The organism is Streptomyces sp. CC224B, from assembly GCF_030010595.1.
GTDB classification, from domain to species: Bacteria; Actinomycetota; Actinomycetes; order Streptomycetales; family Streptomycetaceae; genus Streptomyces; species Streptomyces longispororuber.
Genome location: NZ_JASCXL010000027.1, coordinates 64009 through 80270, shown reverse-complemented (window position 1 = coordinate 80270; position 16262 = coordinate 64009). Strand labels below are relative to the sequence as shown.

The 16262-nt window shown below is 74.0% G+C and carries 14 protein-coding genes; 9 read left to right on the top strand and 5 right to left on the bottom strand.

All coding sequences use genetic code 11. The features are described from left to right. The first annotated feature begins 184 nt into the window (after positions 1 to 184). The gene (gcvP, locus tag QK440_RS13605) at positions 185 to 3073 is read left to right on the top strand and encodes an aminomethyl-transferring glycine dehydrogenase (protein ID WP_282793336.1); all 2889 of its coding nucleotides are present in this window, start codon (positions 185 to 187) and stop codon (positions 3071 to 3073) included. 211 nt (positions 3074 to 3284) lie between these two features. Here gcvP and QK440_RS13600 read toward each other — a convergent pair whose 3' ends face one another. Continuing rightward, positions 3285 to 3491, bottom strand: a complete 207-nt coding sequence (locus QK440_RS13600) for a DUF5999 family protein (protein ID WP_190135238.1) — start codon at positions 3489 to 3491, stop codon at positions 3285 to 3287. A gap of 331 nt (positions 3492 to 3822) precedes the next feature. Beyond that, a complete protein-coding gene (locus QK440_RS13595) occupies positions 3823 to 4404 on the bottom strand; it encodes a hypothetical protein (protein ID WP_282793335.1) in 582 nt (193 codons plus the stop codon). A gap of 497 nt (positions 4405 to 4901) precedes the next feature. Between QK440_RS13595 and QK440_RS13590 the strand changes: the two genes are divergently transcribed. After that, complete coding sequence (locus QK440_RS13590; protein ID WP_282793334.1) at positions 4902 to 6419, top strand: glutamate--cysteine ligase; 1518 nt, start codon at positions 4902 to 4904, stop codon at positions 6417 to 6419. Positions 6420 to 6630: 211 nt separating this feature from the next. Beyond that, complete coding sequence (locus tag QK440_RS13585) at positions 6631 to 7431, top strand: type II CAAX endopeptidase family protein (RefSeq protein ID WP_282793333.1); 801 nt, start codon at positions 6631 to 6633, stop codon at positions 7429 to 7431. 83 nt (positions 7432 to 7514) lie between these two features. Here QK440_RS13585 and QK440_RS13580 read toward each other — a convergent pair whose 3' ends face one another. Continuing rightward, entirely contained in the window at positions 7515 to 8342 is an 828-nt protein-coding gene (locus QK440_RS13580) for a PhzF family phenazine biosynthesis protein (protein ID WP_282793332.1), read from the bottom strand. Positions 8343 to 8667: 325 nt separating this feature from the next. Between QK440_RS13580 and QK440_RS13575 the strand changes: the two genes are divergently transcribed. Continuing rightward, positions 8668 to 9300, top strand: a complete 633-nt coding sequence (locus tag QK440_RS13575) for a PadR family transcriptional regulator (protein WP_282793331.1) — start codon at positions 8668 to 8670, stop codon at positions 9298 to 9300. A gap of 337 nt (positions 9301 to 9637) precedes the next feature. Continuing rightward, positions 9638 to 10444, top strand: coding sequence for a putative protein N(5)-glutamine methyltransferase (locus QK440_RS13570; RefSeq protein ID WP_282793330.1), 807 nt, complete (start codon positions 9638 to 9640; stop codon positions 10442 to 10444). 21 nt (positions 10445 to 10465) lie between these two features. On the opposite strand, the gene QK440_RS13565 is transcribed toward QK440_RS13570, so the two are convergent. Further along, positions 10466 to 10666, bottom strand: a complete 201-nt coding sequence (locus tag QK440_RS13565) for a hypothetical protein (RefSeq protein ID WP_282793329.1) — start codon at positions 10664 to 10666, stop codon at positions 10466 to 10468. A gap of 199 nt (positions 10667 to 10865) precedes the next feature. On the opposite strand from QK440_RS13565, the gene QK440_RS13560 reads away from it, so the two are divergent. The 3 genes from QK440_RS13560 (at position 10866) to QK440_RS13550 (ending at position 14084) form a co-directional block, all read left to right on the top strand. Further along, positions 10866 to 11408, top strand: a complete 543-nt coding sequence (locus tag QK440_RS13560; RefSeq protein WP_282793328.1) for a Clp protease N-terminal domain-containing protein — start codon at positions 10866 to 10868, stop codon at positions 11406 to 11408. Positions 11409 to 11669: 261 nt separating this feature from the next. Next, on the top strand, positions 11670 to 12686 hold the full coding sequence (locus QK440_RS13555; RefSeq protein WP_282793327.1) for an EamA family transporter: 1017 nt from the start codon (positions 11670 to 11672) through the stop codon (positions 12684 to 12686). A 402-nt stretch (positions 12687 to 13088) separates the two neighbouring features. Further along, positions 13089 to 14084, top strand: coding sequence for an EamA family transporter (locus tag QK440_RS13550; RefSeq protein WP_282793326.1), 996 nt, complete (start codon positions 13089 to 13091; stop codon positions 14082 to 14084). 12 nt (positions 14085 to 14096) lie between these two features. On the opposite strand, the gene QK440_RS13545 is transcribed toward QK440_RS13550, so the two are convergent. Then, positions 14097 to 14801, bottom strand: coding sequence for a pyridoxamine 5'-phosphate oxidase family protein (locus tag QK440_RS13545; RefSeq protein WP_282793325.1), 705 nt, complete (start codon positions 14799 to 14801; stop codon positions 14097 to 14099). 104 nt (positions 14802 to 14905) lie between these two features. On the opposite strand from QK440_RS13545, the gene QK440_RS13540 reads away from it, so the two are divergent. After that, positions 14906 to 16237, top strand: coding sequence for an aminotransferase class I/II-fold pyridoxal phosphate-dependent enzyme (locus QK440_RS13540; RefSeq protein WP_282793324.1), 1332 nt, complete (start codon positions 14906 to 14908; stop codon positions 16235 to 16237). Positions 16238 to 16262 lie beyond the last annotated feature (25 nt).

Genomic DNA, 16262 nt, shown 5'->3' with positions numbered 1-16262 from the left:
ACTCTGGAAAGCAGGGCGGGCGTCGGGCGGGCACGTTCGAATCCCTTCCTCACCGACGGTGCAAGCAGGGCCGCCCTGGGCGGGCCTGTGAAGCTCTCAGGTTGAGATGACAGAGGGGGAGGCCGTACGGGTACCCGCGCCGTGGTACCCCTCGCAGGTCGTGCCAGACCAGGAGGCCTCCGCCATGACCGCCACTCCTCGCACCCCGCTTTCGCAACTCGAACAGGGCATCCCCTTCGAGCAGCGGCACATCGGCCCCGACGCCGAAGCGCGTGCCAAGATGCTCGCCCAGGTCGGGTACGGCTCCCTCGACGAGCTCACCGCGGCCGCCGTGCCGGATGTGATCAAGAACGCCGAGGCCCTGGAGCTGCCCGGCGCCCGCACCGAGGCCGAGGTGCTGGCCGAGCTGCGTGCGCTGGCGGACCGCAACCAGGTCCTCGACTCGATGATCGGGCTCGGCTACTACGGGACGTTCACGCCGCCCGTCATCCTGCGGAACGTGATGGAGAACCCGTCCTGGTACACGGCGTACACGCCCTACCAGCCGGAGATCTCGCAGGGTCGTCTGGAGGCGCTGCTCAACTTCCAGACCGTCGTCGCCGACCTGACCGGCCTGCCCACCTCGGGCGCCTCCCTGCTGGACGAGGGCACCGCCGCCGCCGAGGCCATGGCGCTCTCGCGCCGCGTCGGCAAGGTCAAGAACGGCGTGTTCGTCGTCGACGCCGACGCGCTGCCGCAGACCGTCGCCGTGATCCGGACCCGGGCCGAACCGACCGGTGTCGAGGTCGTCGTCGCGGACCTGAGCGACGGCCTGCCCGCGGAGCTCGACGGGCGTGAGATCAACGGTGTCCTGGTCCAGTACCCGGGCGCCTCCGGTGCCGTCCGCGACATCAAGCCGGTCATCGAGCAGGCCCACGAGCGCGGCGCGATCGTCACCGTCGCCGCCGACCTGCTCGCGCTGACCCTGCTCACCTCGCCCGGCGAGCTCGGCGCCGACATCGCCGTCGGCACGACGCAGCGCTTCGGCGTGCCCATGGGCTTCGGCGGGCCGCACGCCGGCTACATGGCGGTGCACGAGAAGTTCGCCCGCAACCTGCCCGGCCGCCTGGTCGGCGTCTCCGTCGACGCCGACGGCAACAAGGCCTACCGCCTGGCGCTGCAGACCCGTGAGCAGCACATCCGCCGCGAGAAGGCGACCAGCAACATCTGTACCGCGCAGGTGCTGCTCGCCGTCATGGCCGGGATGTACGCCGTCTACCACGGCCCCGAGGGCCTGCGGGCCATCGCGCGCCGCACGCACCGGTACGCCACGCTGCTCGCCGCGGGCCTGACGGCGGGCGGGGTCGAGATCGTGCACGGCGCGTACTTCGACACGCTGACCGCCCGGGTGCCCGGCAAGGCCGCCGACGTGGTCGCCGCCGCGCGCGAGCGCGGGGTCAACATCCACCTGGCCGACGCCGACCACGTGTCGTTCGCCTGCGACGAGACCACCACGCGCGCGCAGCTCGCCGCTCTGTGGTCGGCGTTCGGCGTCGAGGCCGACATCGAGGCCCTGGACGCGAGCACCGAGGACGCCCTGCCCGCGGGGCTGCTGCGCTCGGACGAGTACCTGACCCACCCGGTCTTCCACCAGTACCGCTCCGAGACCTCGATGCTGCGCTACCTGCGCCGGCTCGCCGACCGCGACTACGCGCTCGACCGCGGCATGATCCCGCTGGGCTCCTGCACCATGAAGCTCAACGCGACCACGGAGATGGAAGCCGTCACCTGGCCGGAGTTCGGGCAGCTGCACCCCTTCGCGCCCGCCCCGCAGGCGCAGGGCTACCTGACCCTCATCCGCGAGCTGGAGGAACGTCTCGCCGAGGTCACCGGCTACGACAAGGTCTCGCTCCAGCCGAACGCCGGGTCCCAGGGTGAGCTGGCCGGTCTGCTCGCGGTGCGCGGCTACCACCGGGCCAACGGCGACGAGCAGCGCACCGTCTGCCTCATCCCGTCCTCCGCGCACGGCACCAACGCCGCGAGCGCCGTGATGGCCGGGATGAAGGTCGTCGTCGTGAAGACCGCCGACGACGGCGAGATCGACGTCGAGGACCTGCGGGCGAAGATAGAGCAGCACCGCGAGCAGCTCGCCGTGCTCATGATCACCTACCCGTCCACGCACGGCGTGTTCGAGGAGCACGTCGCCGACATCTGCGCGGCCGTGCACGACGCGGGCGGCCAGGTGTACGTCGACGGCGCCAACCTCAACGCGCTGGTGGGGCTCGCCAAGCCGGGGCACTTCGGCGGCGACGTCTCCCACCTGAACCTGCACAAGACCTTCTGCATCCCGCACGGCGGCGGCGGTCCCGGCGTCGGCCCGGTGGCGGTGCGCGAGCACCTCGCCCCGTACCTGCCCAACCACCCGCTGCAGCCCGCCGCCGGGCCCGAGACCGGCGTCGGCCCGGTCTCCGCCGCGCCGTGGGGCTCGGCCGGCATCCTGCCGATCTCCTGGGCGTACGTCCGGCTCATGGGCGGCGAGGGCCTCAAGCGGGCCACGCAGGTGGCGGTCCTGTCGGCGAACTACATCGCCAAGCGCCTTGAGCCGCACTACCCGGTGCTCTACACCGGCCCCGGCGGGCTCGTCGCGCACGAGTGCATCATCGACCTGCGGCCGCTGAGCAAGTCCACGGGCGTCAGCGTCGACGACATCGCCAAGCGCCTCATCGACTACGGCTTCCACGCGCCGACCATGTCCTTCCCGGTCGCCGGCACGCTGATGATCGAGCCGACGGAGAGCGAGGACCTGGTCGAGCTGGACCGTTTCTGCGAGGCGATGATCGCCATCCGCGGGGAGATCGAGAAGGTCGCGAGCGGCGAGTGGGCCGCGGAGGACAACCCGCTGCGGAACGCGCCGCACACCGCGGCCGCGCTCGGCGACGACTGGGAGCACGGCTACAGCCGCGCCGAGGCCGTCTTCCCGGCCGGGGTGTCCGCGGCGGACAAGTACTGGCCGCCGGTGCGCCGCATCGACCAGGCGTACGGCGACCGCAACCTGGTCTGCTCCTGCCCGCCGCTGGACGCGTACGAGGACTGAGGTCGCGCCCCCGGGACCCAGGACCACGGGGGCCGGGCGCCTGCCGGTTGCCGGGTGAGGGCGGCCGGGTGCGGCGCGCACAAGTCAGGGCCGGTTCGGAGACTTCGGGAGAAGTCCTCCGGGCCGGCCCTTTCGGGTTTCGCAGCGGTCCGGTGAGGTACCGGTTCGGTGCGAAGGCGCTGTTCCGCGGTGGTGTGGTCGTGCCGGCGGCTCAGGCGGCCGTCATCACCTGGCTCGTGCCCAGCGGCCGGTGCGGCGCGATGATCTCGCCGTTCGGCAGCAGCTCACCGGTGTCCTCGAAGAGCAGGACGCCGTTGCACAGCAGACTCCAGCCCTGCTCCGGGTGGTGCGCGACGAGCGACGCGGCCTCCCTGTCGGCGGATTCGGCTGTCGGGCAGGGTGGCTGGTGCTGGCACATGGAAGGGTTCTTTCGCTGCGAAGTGGTGGTGGTCGCGTCCGTGCTACGGCTTGATGTGGTGGTCATGCCGCCCCCGTTCCCCCGTTGGTCGAGTCGGTCCCGTCCAGTGTTGCCCCACGGGCGTGATTCCGCAGGGATTTTGCGGCACCGGTTTCCTACTGCTTAAGGACGTATCACCCGCGCGGACGGTTCAGTCCAACTCCCCTGTCCCTTCGGGTGGTTCGGCGTGGCCGAAGTGGGCTAGTCCGGATGGGCATTCCGGGCGGCACCGGGCAGCACCGTGCCCCGCGGCCGGGGGCGGCGGGGCACGTGGGCGGGCAGGTGCGGGTGGTCAGGCGGGTGAGGTGAGCAGCGGGGCCGGGGTCAGGCGGTGGATGAGCACCGGCAGCAGGTCGGCGGCGCGGTGCGGGCGGTGGGCGGCGATGCCGGGGGGCGCGGGAGCGAGCGGAACCAGTACGTCAGCGGGGTCGAGCGCGCCGCTCGCGCCGTCCGTCGTGCAGTCGCCGTGCAGCCACAGGGTGAGCATGTAGAGCTCCGGCACGGAGAGCAGCCGCGGCTGGTACGCCTGCGGCAGGGCCTCGGCGTGGAGCAGTGCCCGCTCGGTGGAGGCGATGTACGGGCCTTCGCAGAAGTGCGAGAACGCCCAGCCGTCCGGGGTGAGCATCGTGTCCGCCGCCGCCACCGCGCGCTCGCCGGAGCGGATCAGGAACCGCCACCCGGTGAGCTTCGTGGCCGCGGCGGGCGCCGCCGAGCGGACCAACTCGAAGAGCGGCAGCGGCGTTTCCGGGCGCGTGGGGCCTTGGGCGGCACGCAGGGACGGGGTGCGGGCCTCGCGGACGGCGGTGGGGGAACCGAGGGCCGTGAGGACACTGCGTACAGCGGGTGCGGGAGCCGGGGGGACATGCAGCGGCATGGTGGGTCGCCTCTCATTCGACAGGCACGGCGGGGCGGGGGCAGGTGCGGACAGCGCTGTCTGCTCGGGGTCAGAGGGGGCGGGGGCAGGGGACCCGGGGGGGGGGGCACCGCGAGCGCCAACTCTCTGCCTCAACCAGGGAGTTTATACGACAAGTGTTCAGGAAAAGTTTCCGCTAGCCGTTCCCCATATGCCGGTCAAGGCTTCATCCGGTCGCGCTTATGGGAGATTTCTCCTGATTCACGATCCGTTCCGGGCGATTGACCTCGGGGCTTCTCGCGGGTGCGGTCGGCCGGTTCTCGCCGGTATTTTCGACCACAACCGGAGGCATTGAATCTGCGCGCTGCGGCTTGCCTGGCGAATGTGCCGCGGGTCACCTTTCCGTAGCCTACCGGGCGGGCGGCTCCGCGGGGGCGTTATGGATCACATCGGCGGGGCATCATCCTCCGTACACAGCGGCCGGGCTGTGTGCCGCCCAGGCGAGGAGGGACGCTCCGATGGGGGAGAAGGTCGAGGCGGGGTCGTACGACCTGTCCGATCGCCAGCTGTACCGGATCAAGCACCAGCAGTGCCTCGACGCGCTCGGGCGGATGCTCGAGGAGCGGCGCTTCGACCGGCCCAAGAATCTCCTGGGCCTCGAGATAGAGCTGAATCTCACGGGACCCGACGGCACTCCGAGAATGATGAATGCGGAAGTTCTCGAGCGTATCGCGAGCCGCGATTTCCAGACCGAACTCGGAATGTTCAACCTGGAAGTGAACATCGCCCCGCACCGGCTGGGCGGCCGCGTTCTCGACCAGCTCGCCGAGGAGCTGCGCACGGGCCTCGCCTATGCCCACCGGAAAGCGGCGGAGGTGGACGCGGGCATCGTGATGATCGGTATTCTGCCGACCTTGAGCCGGGCCGACCTGGTCTCCGCGAACCTCTCCGACGACGACCGCTACGCCCTGCTCAACGACCAGATGGTGGCGGCCCGCGGGGAGCACTTCGCGCTCGACATCGAGGGCGTGGAGCGGCTGCGGTGTTCGTCGGCGTCCATCGCGCCCGAGGCGGCGTGCACGTCGGTGCAGCTCCACCTCCAGGTCACCCCGGGGAAGTTCGCCGACGTCTGGAACGCCGCGGAGTCGATCGCGGCCGCGCAGGTGGCGGTGGGCGCCAACGCGCCGTTCCTGTTCGGGCACGAGCTGTGGCGGGAGTCGCGGCCGCCGCTGTTCCTGCAGTCCACGGACACGCGGCCGCCCGAGCTCCAGGCGCAGGGGGTGCGGCCGCGCAGTTGGTTCGGCGAGCGGTGGATCTCCAGCGCGTACGACCTGTTCGAGGAGAACCTGCGGTACTTCCCGGCGCTGATCCCGCTGTGCGAGGACGAGGACCCGCAGCGCGTGCTCGACGAGGGCGGGGTGCCGCGGCTGGCCGAACTGACGCTGCACAACGGCACGGTGTACCGCTGGAACCGGCCCGTGTACGGCATCGCCGACGGCGTGCCGCACCTGCGCGTGGAGAACCGCGTCCTGCCCGCGGGCCCCACCGTCACCGACGTCATCGCCAACGCCGCCTTCTACTACGGCCTGGTGCGCGCGCTGGCCGAGGAGGCGCGGCCGGTGTGGAGCCGTCTGCCCTTCGAGGTGGCGGCCCGGAACTTCGACACCGCCTGCCGCTACGGCATCGACGCCCGCCTGGAGTGGCCGCGGCGCGGCCGGCACGGCGGACTGGTGGAGGTGGCGGCCGTCGACCTGGTGCGCGACGAGCTGCTGCCGCTCGCCGCGGCCGGACTCGACGCCTGGGGCGTGGAGCCCGCCGACCGCGATCTGTACCTGGGTGTGATCGACGAGCGGTGCAGGCGGCGCGTGAACGGCGCGACCTGGCAGGCGGCGACGTACCACCGGGCACTGGAGGGCGGCTTGGAGCGCGAGGCGGCGCTCGCCGCCACCACGCGCCGGTACAGCGCGTTGATGCACGCCGGGGAGCCGGTGCACACCTGGCCGGTGGGGCTGCCGGAACCGGCGCTGCGCGTGTGAGGAAGCGCCGTACGTGAGGGCGTACGACAGGGACCGCGGGACGGGAGACCGCGTCCCGGGCGGGTGCGCGACGGCGTGAGCGCGGGTCGGCCGACCGCCCGCCGAGGGCATCGGGCAAGCTGTGACGATCCAGGTGCGCCCGCCGCCCCGGGACGACGGCGGCGCGGGCGGCACGCGAGCGACGAGGCGGAACGCGCCAGTGGAGGCAGCAGTGCGAGCGGAGCCGGGGCCGACGGCCGGTGTCCTTCCCGAGACGAGGCTCTCGCGACGGTTCCTCGGCCACGAGACGCTGCTGGTGCTCGCGCTGTCGCTGGGCGCGAGCGGCGTGTCGTCGCTGATCAGCTTCATCGGGTCGGTCACCAGGCCGGGCGGCCTGGACGAGCAGGCCGCCCGGATGAACACCTCGGCGGCACCGGGGCGGCCCTGGCTCGACCTCGCGTGGCAGCTCTTCGGCATCGCCACCGCGCTGGTGCCCGTGGTGCTGGTCGCGCACTTCCTGCTGCGGGAGGGCTCGGGGCTGCGGACCGTCGGCTTCGACCGGACGCGGCCGTGGCCGGACCTCGGCCGCGGGGCCGCGGTGGCCGCCGTCATCGGATCGACGGGCATCGCCTTCTACCTGGCGGCCCGCGGCCTCGGCTTCAACCTCACGGTGGTCCCGGAGAACCTCCCGGACGTGTGGTGGAAGTACCCGGTGCTGGTCCTGTCGGCGCTGCAGAACGCGATCCTGGAGGAAGTGCTCGTCGTCGGCTATCTGCTGCGCAGGCTCGGACAGCTCGGGTGGACGCCGATGGCCGCGCTGGTGGGGAGTTCGGTGCTGCGCGGGTCGTACCACCTGTACCAGGGCATCGGCGGGTTCATCGGGAACATGGCGATGGGCGTGGTGTTCGTGCTGCTCTACCGGCGCTGGGGCCGCGTCGGGCCGCTGGTGGTGGCCCACTCGCTGCTCGACATCGGGGCCTTCGTGGGCTACGGGCTGCTCGCGGGCAAGGTCGGGTGGCTGCCCACCGCGTGACGCGGGGGCGCGGCGCGGCGGGGGCCGCGCCGGTGCCGTGGAGCGGCCACCCCGTGCCGTAGGCGGGGCGCGCGTCGCCGCCGTCAGGCCAGCAGGTCGCCCTCGATGACGGTGACCGCGCGGCCCGTCAGCAGGGTGCGGTCGCCGCGCAGGCCGGTGCGGACCAGGCCGGAGCGCGCCGAGGCCTGGAGGCCGGTGAGGTCGGCGCGGCCCAGGCGCCCTGACCAGAACGGCGCCAGGGCGGTGTGCGCGCTGCCCGTGACCGGGTCCTCGTCGATGCCGACGCGCGGGAAGAAGCCGCGTGAGACGAAGTCGTACCCGCGCGCGGGGTCCTCGGCGCGGGCCGTCGCGATGATGCCGCGCTCCGAGTGCGCGACCAGGGCCCTGTGGTCCGGCGTGAGCGCGCGCACGGTCCGCTCGTCGACCAGCTCGACCAGCAGGTCGCCTAGGTGTGGCCCGGTGTCGTACGCCGACAGCGGCTCGGCGCCCAGGGCTTCGGCGACGCCGTCCGGGACGGTGGCGGGGGTGAGCGGCGCCGTCGGGAAGTCGAGCGTGATCGAGCCGTCCGCGTGGGCGGTGGCGGTGAGCACCCCGGACCGGGTGGCGAAGCGCACCGGCCCCTCGGCGGCGCCGGTGGAGCGCAGGACGTGCGCGGTGGCCAGCGTGGCGTGGCCGCACAGGTCGACCTCGGTGGCGGGCGTGAACCAGCGCAGCGCCCAGTCGACCCCGTCGCCCTCGGGCAGCGGGTGGGCGAAGGCGGTCTCCGCGTGGTTCACCTCGGCGGCCACCCGCTGGAGCCAGTCGTCGTCCGGGAACGAGTCGAGGAGCAGCACTCCGGCCGGATTCCCGGTGAAGGGGCGCTCGGCGAAGGCGTCGACGACACGGATGCGGGTCCGTGGGGATGTGGTCATGCGGACGACCCTAGGGAGCCACCAGGGCGCGCCGCCAAGGCCAATCCGTCATGACTGGCCTTTGTTCACGAGATTCCGTCGGTCTGTGGTCGGGGCGGTGGCTCCTTTTGTCGGGGTTGGCCGTCGAAGTCTTGTCGTACGTACTGTTCCGATATATCGTTGAAGCATCGCGACTGATCAATGATGTCGAGTCGATGTCGATGCGATGTTGCGAGGTGACCGACGCGGTCCCTGTCGGCCGAGCCGCCGACCAGAAGCGTGGTCACCGACCAGGCGCCGCGAACGCTCGCGGCGACACCATGGAACGAGGAAAGGACTGACCGACATGCGTTCCCACGGTTATGAACACGGTTACGAGCACGAGCACAGGCGGGGCCGCGGGCGCGGACCCCACGGACCCGGGCCCGAGGGCCGGGGCGGTTTCGAGGGGCGGCGCGCGGCGTTCGGCCCCTTCGGGCCCGGCTTCGGCGGCCCCGGCCCCTGGGGCGGGCGCGGCGGCAGGGGCGGCCCGCGCGGCCGGGCCCGGCGCGGCGACGTCCGGGCGTCCATCCTGGCGCTGCTGAAGGACCGGCCGATGCACGGCTACGAGATGATCCAGGAGATCGCCGAGCGCAGCGGCGGGGCGTGGAAGCCCAGCCCCGGCTCCGTCTACCCGACCCTCCAGCTCCTGGAGGACGAGGGGCTGATCGCCAGCGCGAGCGAGGGCGGCAAGAAGCTCTTCTCGCTCACCGACTCCGGCCGCGCGGCGGCGGACGAGGGGCCCGAGGCGCCCTGGGAGGACTCCGGCCGCGGCGTCGACTGGGAGGCCCTCACCGAGATCCGGCAGGCCGGCTTCGGCCTGATGGAGGCGTTCGGCCAGGTCTGGAAGACCGGCTCCAAGGAACAGCGCGACAAGGCGCTGACCGTCATCAACGACGCCCGCAAGAAGCTGTACCTGATCCTCGCCGATGAGGACTGAGGTGGAGCGGGCCGCGCCGCCCGTATCCGGAGCGCGGCCGTGCCGGTGCCCCGCACACCCTGTGCGGGGCACCGCGCCGTCCGGGCGGGCCCGTCGCCCGGCCCGTACGGCTCGCCCGGCTCGTACGGCTGGCCCCGGTCGTACGGCTCGTTCGAGGACAGGGGTGGGACGGCCGAAGTGGCCGCGGCTGGGCGCCGGATAGGGTGGTGCTCCGCCTGCCGCTCCGCGGCCCGGCACCCTCTCGGTGCTGCTCGTACGGCTCGTACTGCCTGCTCGTACGGCTTCGTACCCGCTTGCACCGCTGCACAACTGCTCGTACTGCTGGAAAGGCCCCCGCATGCCGTCGTCCGCCCGACCCGACGCCGACCACCCGGCCTGTGCGGACGCGGTGGCGCGGCTGCGCGCCGCGGGTTGCGTGTTCGCGGAGGAGGAGGCGGAGCTGCTGGTGGCCGCCGCGGCGACGCCCGCGGAGCTGGACGCCCTGGTGGCGCGGCGGGTGAGCGGGCTGCCGCTGGAACACGTCGTCGGCTGGGCCGAGTTCGCGGGGCTGCGCGTCGCCGTCGACCCCCGCGTCTTCGTGCCGCGCCGCCGCACCGAGGCACTCGTCCGCGAGGCGGCCGCGCTCGCGGCACCCGGTGCCGTCGTCGTGGACCTGTGCTGCGGGTCGGGTGCCCTGGGCGCGGCGCTCGCCACGGCCCTCGGCCGCGCCGAACTGCACGCCGCCGACATCGACCCGGCAGCCGTCGCCTGTGCCCGCCGCAACGTGGGCGCGCTCGGCGGCCACGTCCACGAGGGTGACCTGTACGCGGCGCTGCCCGCTGCGCTGCGCGGGCGGACCGACATCCTGCTCGCCAACGTGCCCTACGTCCCGTCCGGCGAGGTCGCGCTGCTGCCCGCCGAGGCCCGCGAACACGAGGCGCGCGTCGCGCTCGACGGCGGCGCGGACGGGCTCGACGTGCTGCGGCGGGTGACCGCGGAGGCGCCGCGGTGGCTGGCGCCCGGCGGCCTGCTGCTCTTCGAGACGAGCGAGCGGCAGGTGCCCGCAGCGGTCGCGGCCGTCACGGACGCGGGGCTCGCGCCGCGCGTCGTCACCGACGAGGAGCTGTACGCGACGGTGGTGGTCGCGCGGCGCGCCGACGCATGACGGCAGCCGCCCGGCGGGGACTCAGCGCGGCGCCCGGCCGACGTGCCGTATCACCGCGGCGTCGAAGAGGTCGGGGGCGCGGGGGAACGGACCCTCGTCGTGGCAGTGCCAGGCGTCCCAGAACAGGTCGGCGGGCAGCGCGTCCGCGGGCGCGTACACCCGGTACACGTACAGTCGTCCGTCGGCCGCCGGCAGGGTGACCAACCAACACCCGCTCTCCATGCCCCTCACGGACGAGCGCCGGGGCACGATGGTTGCGCACCCGGCGCGAAGCACGGCGGCGCGCGCCCCCACCAGCGAGAACGGCCGGAAGTCATCCGTAAGGAGGACAACCCACCCAGGTGTGCACACCCTGTGTGGGACGCGGAAATGCTCCCCGCCGCCGATGCCGGGCCCCGCGGGGGACTGATGGGGTGTGAGAGTGCAAAGCCGTACCCCCCAGGGCGCAGAGCCCGGCCCGACCCGGGCAGACATCGACACCGGCCCGAGCGCGGCGCTGGCCCCGGTCGTGGCCGGCGCACGCCGGCGTGCGGTACGCGACGGGGACCGGCAGGTCGACACGGCGCACCTGCTGCACTCGCTGATCGAGCACGAGTCCGAGGTGCGGGCCGTCTTCGACGGCGGGCCCCAACTGGCGCGCCTGCTCGGCTACCTCGTGCAACGCAGCATCGGGTACGGGCTCCAGTGGCGGAGCAGCGTCGAGGACTCCGGCGCCGTACCGGTCGTGGCCGCGGCCAAGGAGACGGTGCTGTCGCCCGCGGCCGCCGGGGCCATGGAGGCCGCCCGCGTCCGGGCCGTGCTGCGCGGCGCTACCCCGGCCGGCGGCCTCGACCTGCTCGCCGCCCTCGCCGCCGACAGGGAGAGCCGGGCCGCCGAGGTGCTGCGGCACGCGGGCGTCGACCTCGACGCGCTGCTCACCCGGATCGGGACCGGTGCCCAGGTGGGGTGCGAGCCGGGCCGCTGACGGGGTCGCCCCAGCCGCCGGAGCGGGTGCCGCACGTCCATGGGGCAGGTGCGGGTCGGGCGGATGGCCCGGTGCCGAGGAGCCTGCCTGGTCCGCCGTCGGCTCGGTGCCGAAGGGCCCGTCTGGTCCGCCGTCGGCCCGGTGCTGAAGAGCCCGTCTGGTCCGCCGTCGGCCCGGTGCCGAAGGGCCCGCCCCCGTCCGCCGGTTGAGACAGTGGTCATCAGGGGTGACGGTCATGACGTCTGCTGACATCATGTGCCGGTGCGAGCGTCTCAGGAGAAGTGTGACGGGGCGGGGCGGGCGGAGCGCGGCAGGGGGCTCGGGCTCGGTCTGGCCCTGGTGTCGGCGGTCGCCTTCGGCGGCTCCGGCGTCGCGGCGAAGCCGCTGATCGAGGCGGGCCTCGACCCGCTGCACGTGGTGTGGCTGCGCGTCGCGGGCGCCGCGCTCGTGATGCTGCCCGTGGCCTGGCGGCACCGGGCGCTCGTGCGGCGCAGGCCCGCGCTGCTCGCCGGGTTCGGCCTGCTGGCCGTCGCCGGCGTCCAGGCCTGCTACTTCGCCGCGATCTCCAGGATCCCGGTCGGCGTGGCCCTGCTCGTGGAGTACCTCGCGCCCGCGCTCGTCCTCGGCTGGGTGCGGTTCGTGCAGCGCCGGCCCGTGACCCGGGCGGCGGCGCTCGGCGTGGTGCTGGCCGTCGGCGGCCTCGCCTGCGTCGTGGAGGTCTGGGCCGGTCTTGGCTTCGACGCCGTCGGGCTGCTGCTCGCGCTCGGCGCTGCCTGCTGCCAGGTCGGCTACTTCATCCTGTCCGACCAGGGCGGTGACGCGGGGGACGACGCCCCCGCCCCGCTCGGCGTCATCGCGTACGGGCTGCTCGTCGGCACGGCGGTGCTCACCCTGATCGCACGGCCCTGGGGCATGGACTGGAGCGTGCTCGGGCGGTCCGCCGCCATGGACGGCTCGCGCGTGCCCGCGTGGACGCTCCTCTGCTGGATCGTCCTGGTCACCACCGTCGTCGCGTACGTCACCGGGGTGCTGTCCGTACGCCGTCTCTCGCCGCAGGTCGCGGGCGTGGTGGCGTGCCTCGAAGCGGTCGTGGCCACGGTGCTCGCCTGGGTCGTGCTGGGGGAGCGGCTCTCGGCGCCGCAGCTCGTCGGCGGCTCGCTCGTCCTGGTGGGCGCGCTCATCGCCCAGTCGTCGTCCCCCGGGCCGCCCGCGGGCGACGGCGGGAAGGCCGTCCCGGAATCCGAACAGAGGTTGTCCCCGAGCGGAACCGGCGCATAGGGTGCCGATCATGCACGCACGAGCACTCGTTCTCCCGCCTCCGGCCGCCTAGGCGGGCTTCACCCGGATCGCGCCCGGCCTCGCCGCCGGGCGGACGGTGCTGCCCGCGGACGACAGTCCAGGACCTGCGTCTTCGCGGCCGTGCGCCCCCGAGCGGCGGCTTCCCGAGTCGACCCCTGACCGGGGCCCTCTTTCCGTACGTGCCCTTCCTTCTCGTACGTCAACGTGCGTCAACGTACGTCAACGGGGCTCCGTGCAGGGCTCCCTGCAGCTCACCGCACGGGGAATCGAAGGGAGTCGTCCCGAGCGTGCGGGCATCCGGTGCCCCCGTCGGCACGCCGGCCGTGACGCGGTCTCCTCCACGACCTCCTGCGGAGATTCCACGTGTCGAGCGTGTCCAGCATGCCCAGCAAGTCCCCCGCGTCCACGGACGCGACCCCCGCCGCCACCACGGCTCTGCCCTGCCTGTCCCTCGGGCGCGGCCTCGTCTACCTGAGCGTCGCCGGAGCCGCCTGGGGCACGGCCGGCGCAGCCGCCTCCCTGGTGTTCTCGGCCAGCGACATGGGGCCCGTCGCCCTGTCCTTCTGGCGCTGCGCCGGAGGGTTCCTGCTGCTGCTCGCCGCGCGCCTGGTGCGCCCGCGCCGCGGTGCCCGGACGGCCGCGCGCGGGCCGCTGCGCCGCCGCGTCGGGCGGATCACCGCGATCGGCGTCGCCCTCACCGTGTTCCAGACCGCGTACTTCGCCGCCGTGGAGGCCACCGGCCTCGCCGTCGGCACCGTCGTCACGCTCGGCGCCGGGCCCGTGCTCATCGCCCTCGGCGCCCGGCTCGCCCTGGGGGAGCGGCTCGGCCTCGGCGGCCTGTGCGCGGTCGGCGGCGCGCTCGCCGGGCTCGGTGTCCTCTTCGCGGGCGGCGGCGATGCGGCCGTGCGGCCCTGGGGCGTGGTCTTCGCGCTCGCGTCGGCCGCCGGGTACGCCGTCATGACGCTCCTGACCCGCTGGTGGGGGCGCGACGGCGGAAGTGACGCGTCCAGCACGACGGTCTGGTCGTTCGCCGTGGTGTCCCTGTGCCTGCTGCCGCTCGCCGCCGCCGAGGGCCTGCTGCCGCACACGGCCGAGCCCGCCCGGGTGCTCGGCTGCCTGCTGTACATCGCCGCGGTGCCGACGGCCCTCGCCTACGCGCTCTACTTCGCCGGGGCGGCCGCCGTCCGCTCCGCCACCGTCTCCGTGATCATGCTGCTGGAGCCGGTGAGCGCGGCCGTCATCGCCGTCACCGCGCTCGGCGAGGAGCTGAACGCCGCCACCGTGGCGGGCACCCTCCTGATGCTCGCGGCCGTCACGGGCCTGGCCGCCGCGGAGGCGCGGGCGGCGGCACGGACGCGTCAGGAAGGGGCCGCGTAGGGAGGCCGGTCCTCAGCGGTCCCTCAGGTAGCCGGGGACCTCGATGCCGGGTGCCAGGTCGGGGGAGGGGATGAGCGGGTCGTAGCCCTTGCGCAGTGGCACCACCCCCGACCAGTACGGCAGGTCCATGTCCTCAGGCTCGTCGTTCGGGCCGCCCGTGCGCATCTTCGCGGACACCTCGTCGAGGTCCAGGCGGAGCACGGCGGTCGCCGCCAGCTCCTTGGCGTTGGCGGGGCGCGAGTCGGCGGCGCGGCCGGGCACCACGTGGTCCACGAGCGCGTCGAGCGCGGCCCGCTTCTCGTCCGGGTCCGTGACCTGGCGCGCGATGCCGTGCACCACCACGGAGCGGTAGTTGAGCGAGTGGTGGAAGGCGGAGCGCGCCAGGACGAGGCCGTCCACGTGCGTGACCGTCAGGCACACCGGCAGCCCGGGGTCGGCCGACTCGTCGCCCTGGGCCGCCCTCGCCATCCGCAGCGGCCGGGACCCGGTCGATCCGTGCACGTAGAGCCGCTCGCCCACCCGGCCGTACAGCGTCGGCAGGACGACCGGGGCGCCGTCGCGCACGAAGCCCAGGTGGCAGACGTAGGCCTCGTCGAGTATGGCGTGCACCGCCGCGCGGTCGTACGTGGCGCGTTCGCGGGCCCGCGTGGGGACCGTGCGGTCGGTCGCCGTATAGGGGGTGCCGTCCGGCGCGGCGGGCTGCTTCGTCGTCTCCATGCCTTCTCCCTCACGTACTGCGCGGGTACGTGCCGCGCGTCGTCCCGCGGTGGCCGCGTGCCACCGCTTTGCCCCATCAATTGCACTAGTGCATACTGTGCTTTGTGCTAGGAGAATATCCGATCGTCGGGCGGGGCGCAGCCGAGATCGCCACCAGTGTCGAGCGCGCGGTGGGCCACGGTGACCTGGAGCCCGGTCAACTCCTGCCCCCGATGCGGGAGTTGGCCCGGCAGTTGGGCGTCAACCCGAACACGGTGGCGGCCGCCTACCGCACGCTGCGCGAGCGCGGTGTCATCGAGACGTCCGGGCGGCGCGGCAGCCGGGTGCGGAGCAGGCCCGCGACGACGGCGCGCGAGTACAGCCGCCTCGTCGTACCGCCCGGCGTCCGGGACGTCGCGAGCGGCAACCCCGACACGGCGCTGCTGCCGTCCCTGGCCGAGGCCTTCGCGGTGGCGGCAGCACGCGCGGACGACCACCCCGACCTGTACGGGGAGGCGCCCGTGGAGCCGGAGCTGAACCGCTGCGCGCGCGGGATGCTGGACGCCGACGGCGTGCCGGACGGTCCCCTCGCCGTCACCTCCGGGGCGCTCGACGCGATCGAGCGGGTGCTCGCCGCGCGCCTCAAGGTCGGCGACGCCGTGGCCGTGGAGGACCCGGGCTGGGGCAGCGTGCTCGACCTCGTGCCGGCGCTCGGCCTGCGGCCGGTCCCGGTCGGTGTCGACGACGAGGGGCCGTTGCCCGGAGAGGTGGAGCGGGCGCTGCGCGCCGGGGCGCGCGCGCTCGTCGTCACGGCCCGCGCCCAGAACCCGACCGGGGCCGCGGTCGGCGCCGCACGCGCGCGTGCCCTGCGGGACGTCCTGGCCGCGCACCAGGAGACGCTGGTCATCGAGGACGACCACGGGCACGGCATCGTCGACCTGCCGCTGCACACGCTCGCCGGCGCCACCCGGAGCTGGGCCTTCGTGCGCTCCACGGCCAAGGCGTACGGTCCCGACCTGCGGCTGGCGGTGCTCAGCGGCGACGCGGAGACCGTCGACCGGGTGCAGGGCCGGCTGCGGCTCGGCCCCGGCTGGGTCAGCAAGGTGCTCCAGCGGGCGGTCCTGCACCTGTGGCAGGGCGGTGCCGTGGACGCGCGGCAGGTGTCCGCCGCGTACGGGCACCGGCGCGAGGCGCTGCTCGCGGCCCTCGCCGAGCGCGGTGTCGCCGCCCGGGGGCGCAGCGGCATGAACGTATGGGTGCCGGTGCCGGAGGAGACCGGGGTGGTGGCGCGGATGCTGCACGCGGGCTGGGCCGTCGCCCCGGGGGCGCGGTTCCGGCTCGACGCGCCGCCCGGGGTGCGCATCACCGTCTCGACGCTCACCGGCGACGACATCGAGGCGGTGGCCGACGCCGTGGCGGCGGCCACCGGGCCCGCGCCCGCGCGGCGCTACGTCTGAGCGGGCGCTGCGGACGGGCGGGCAC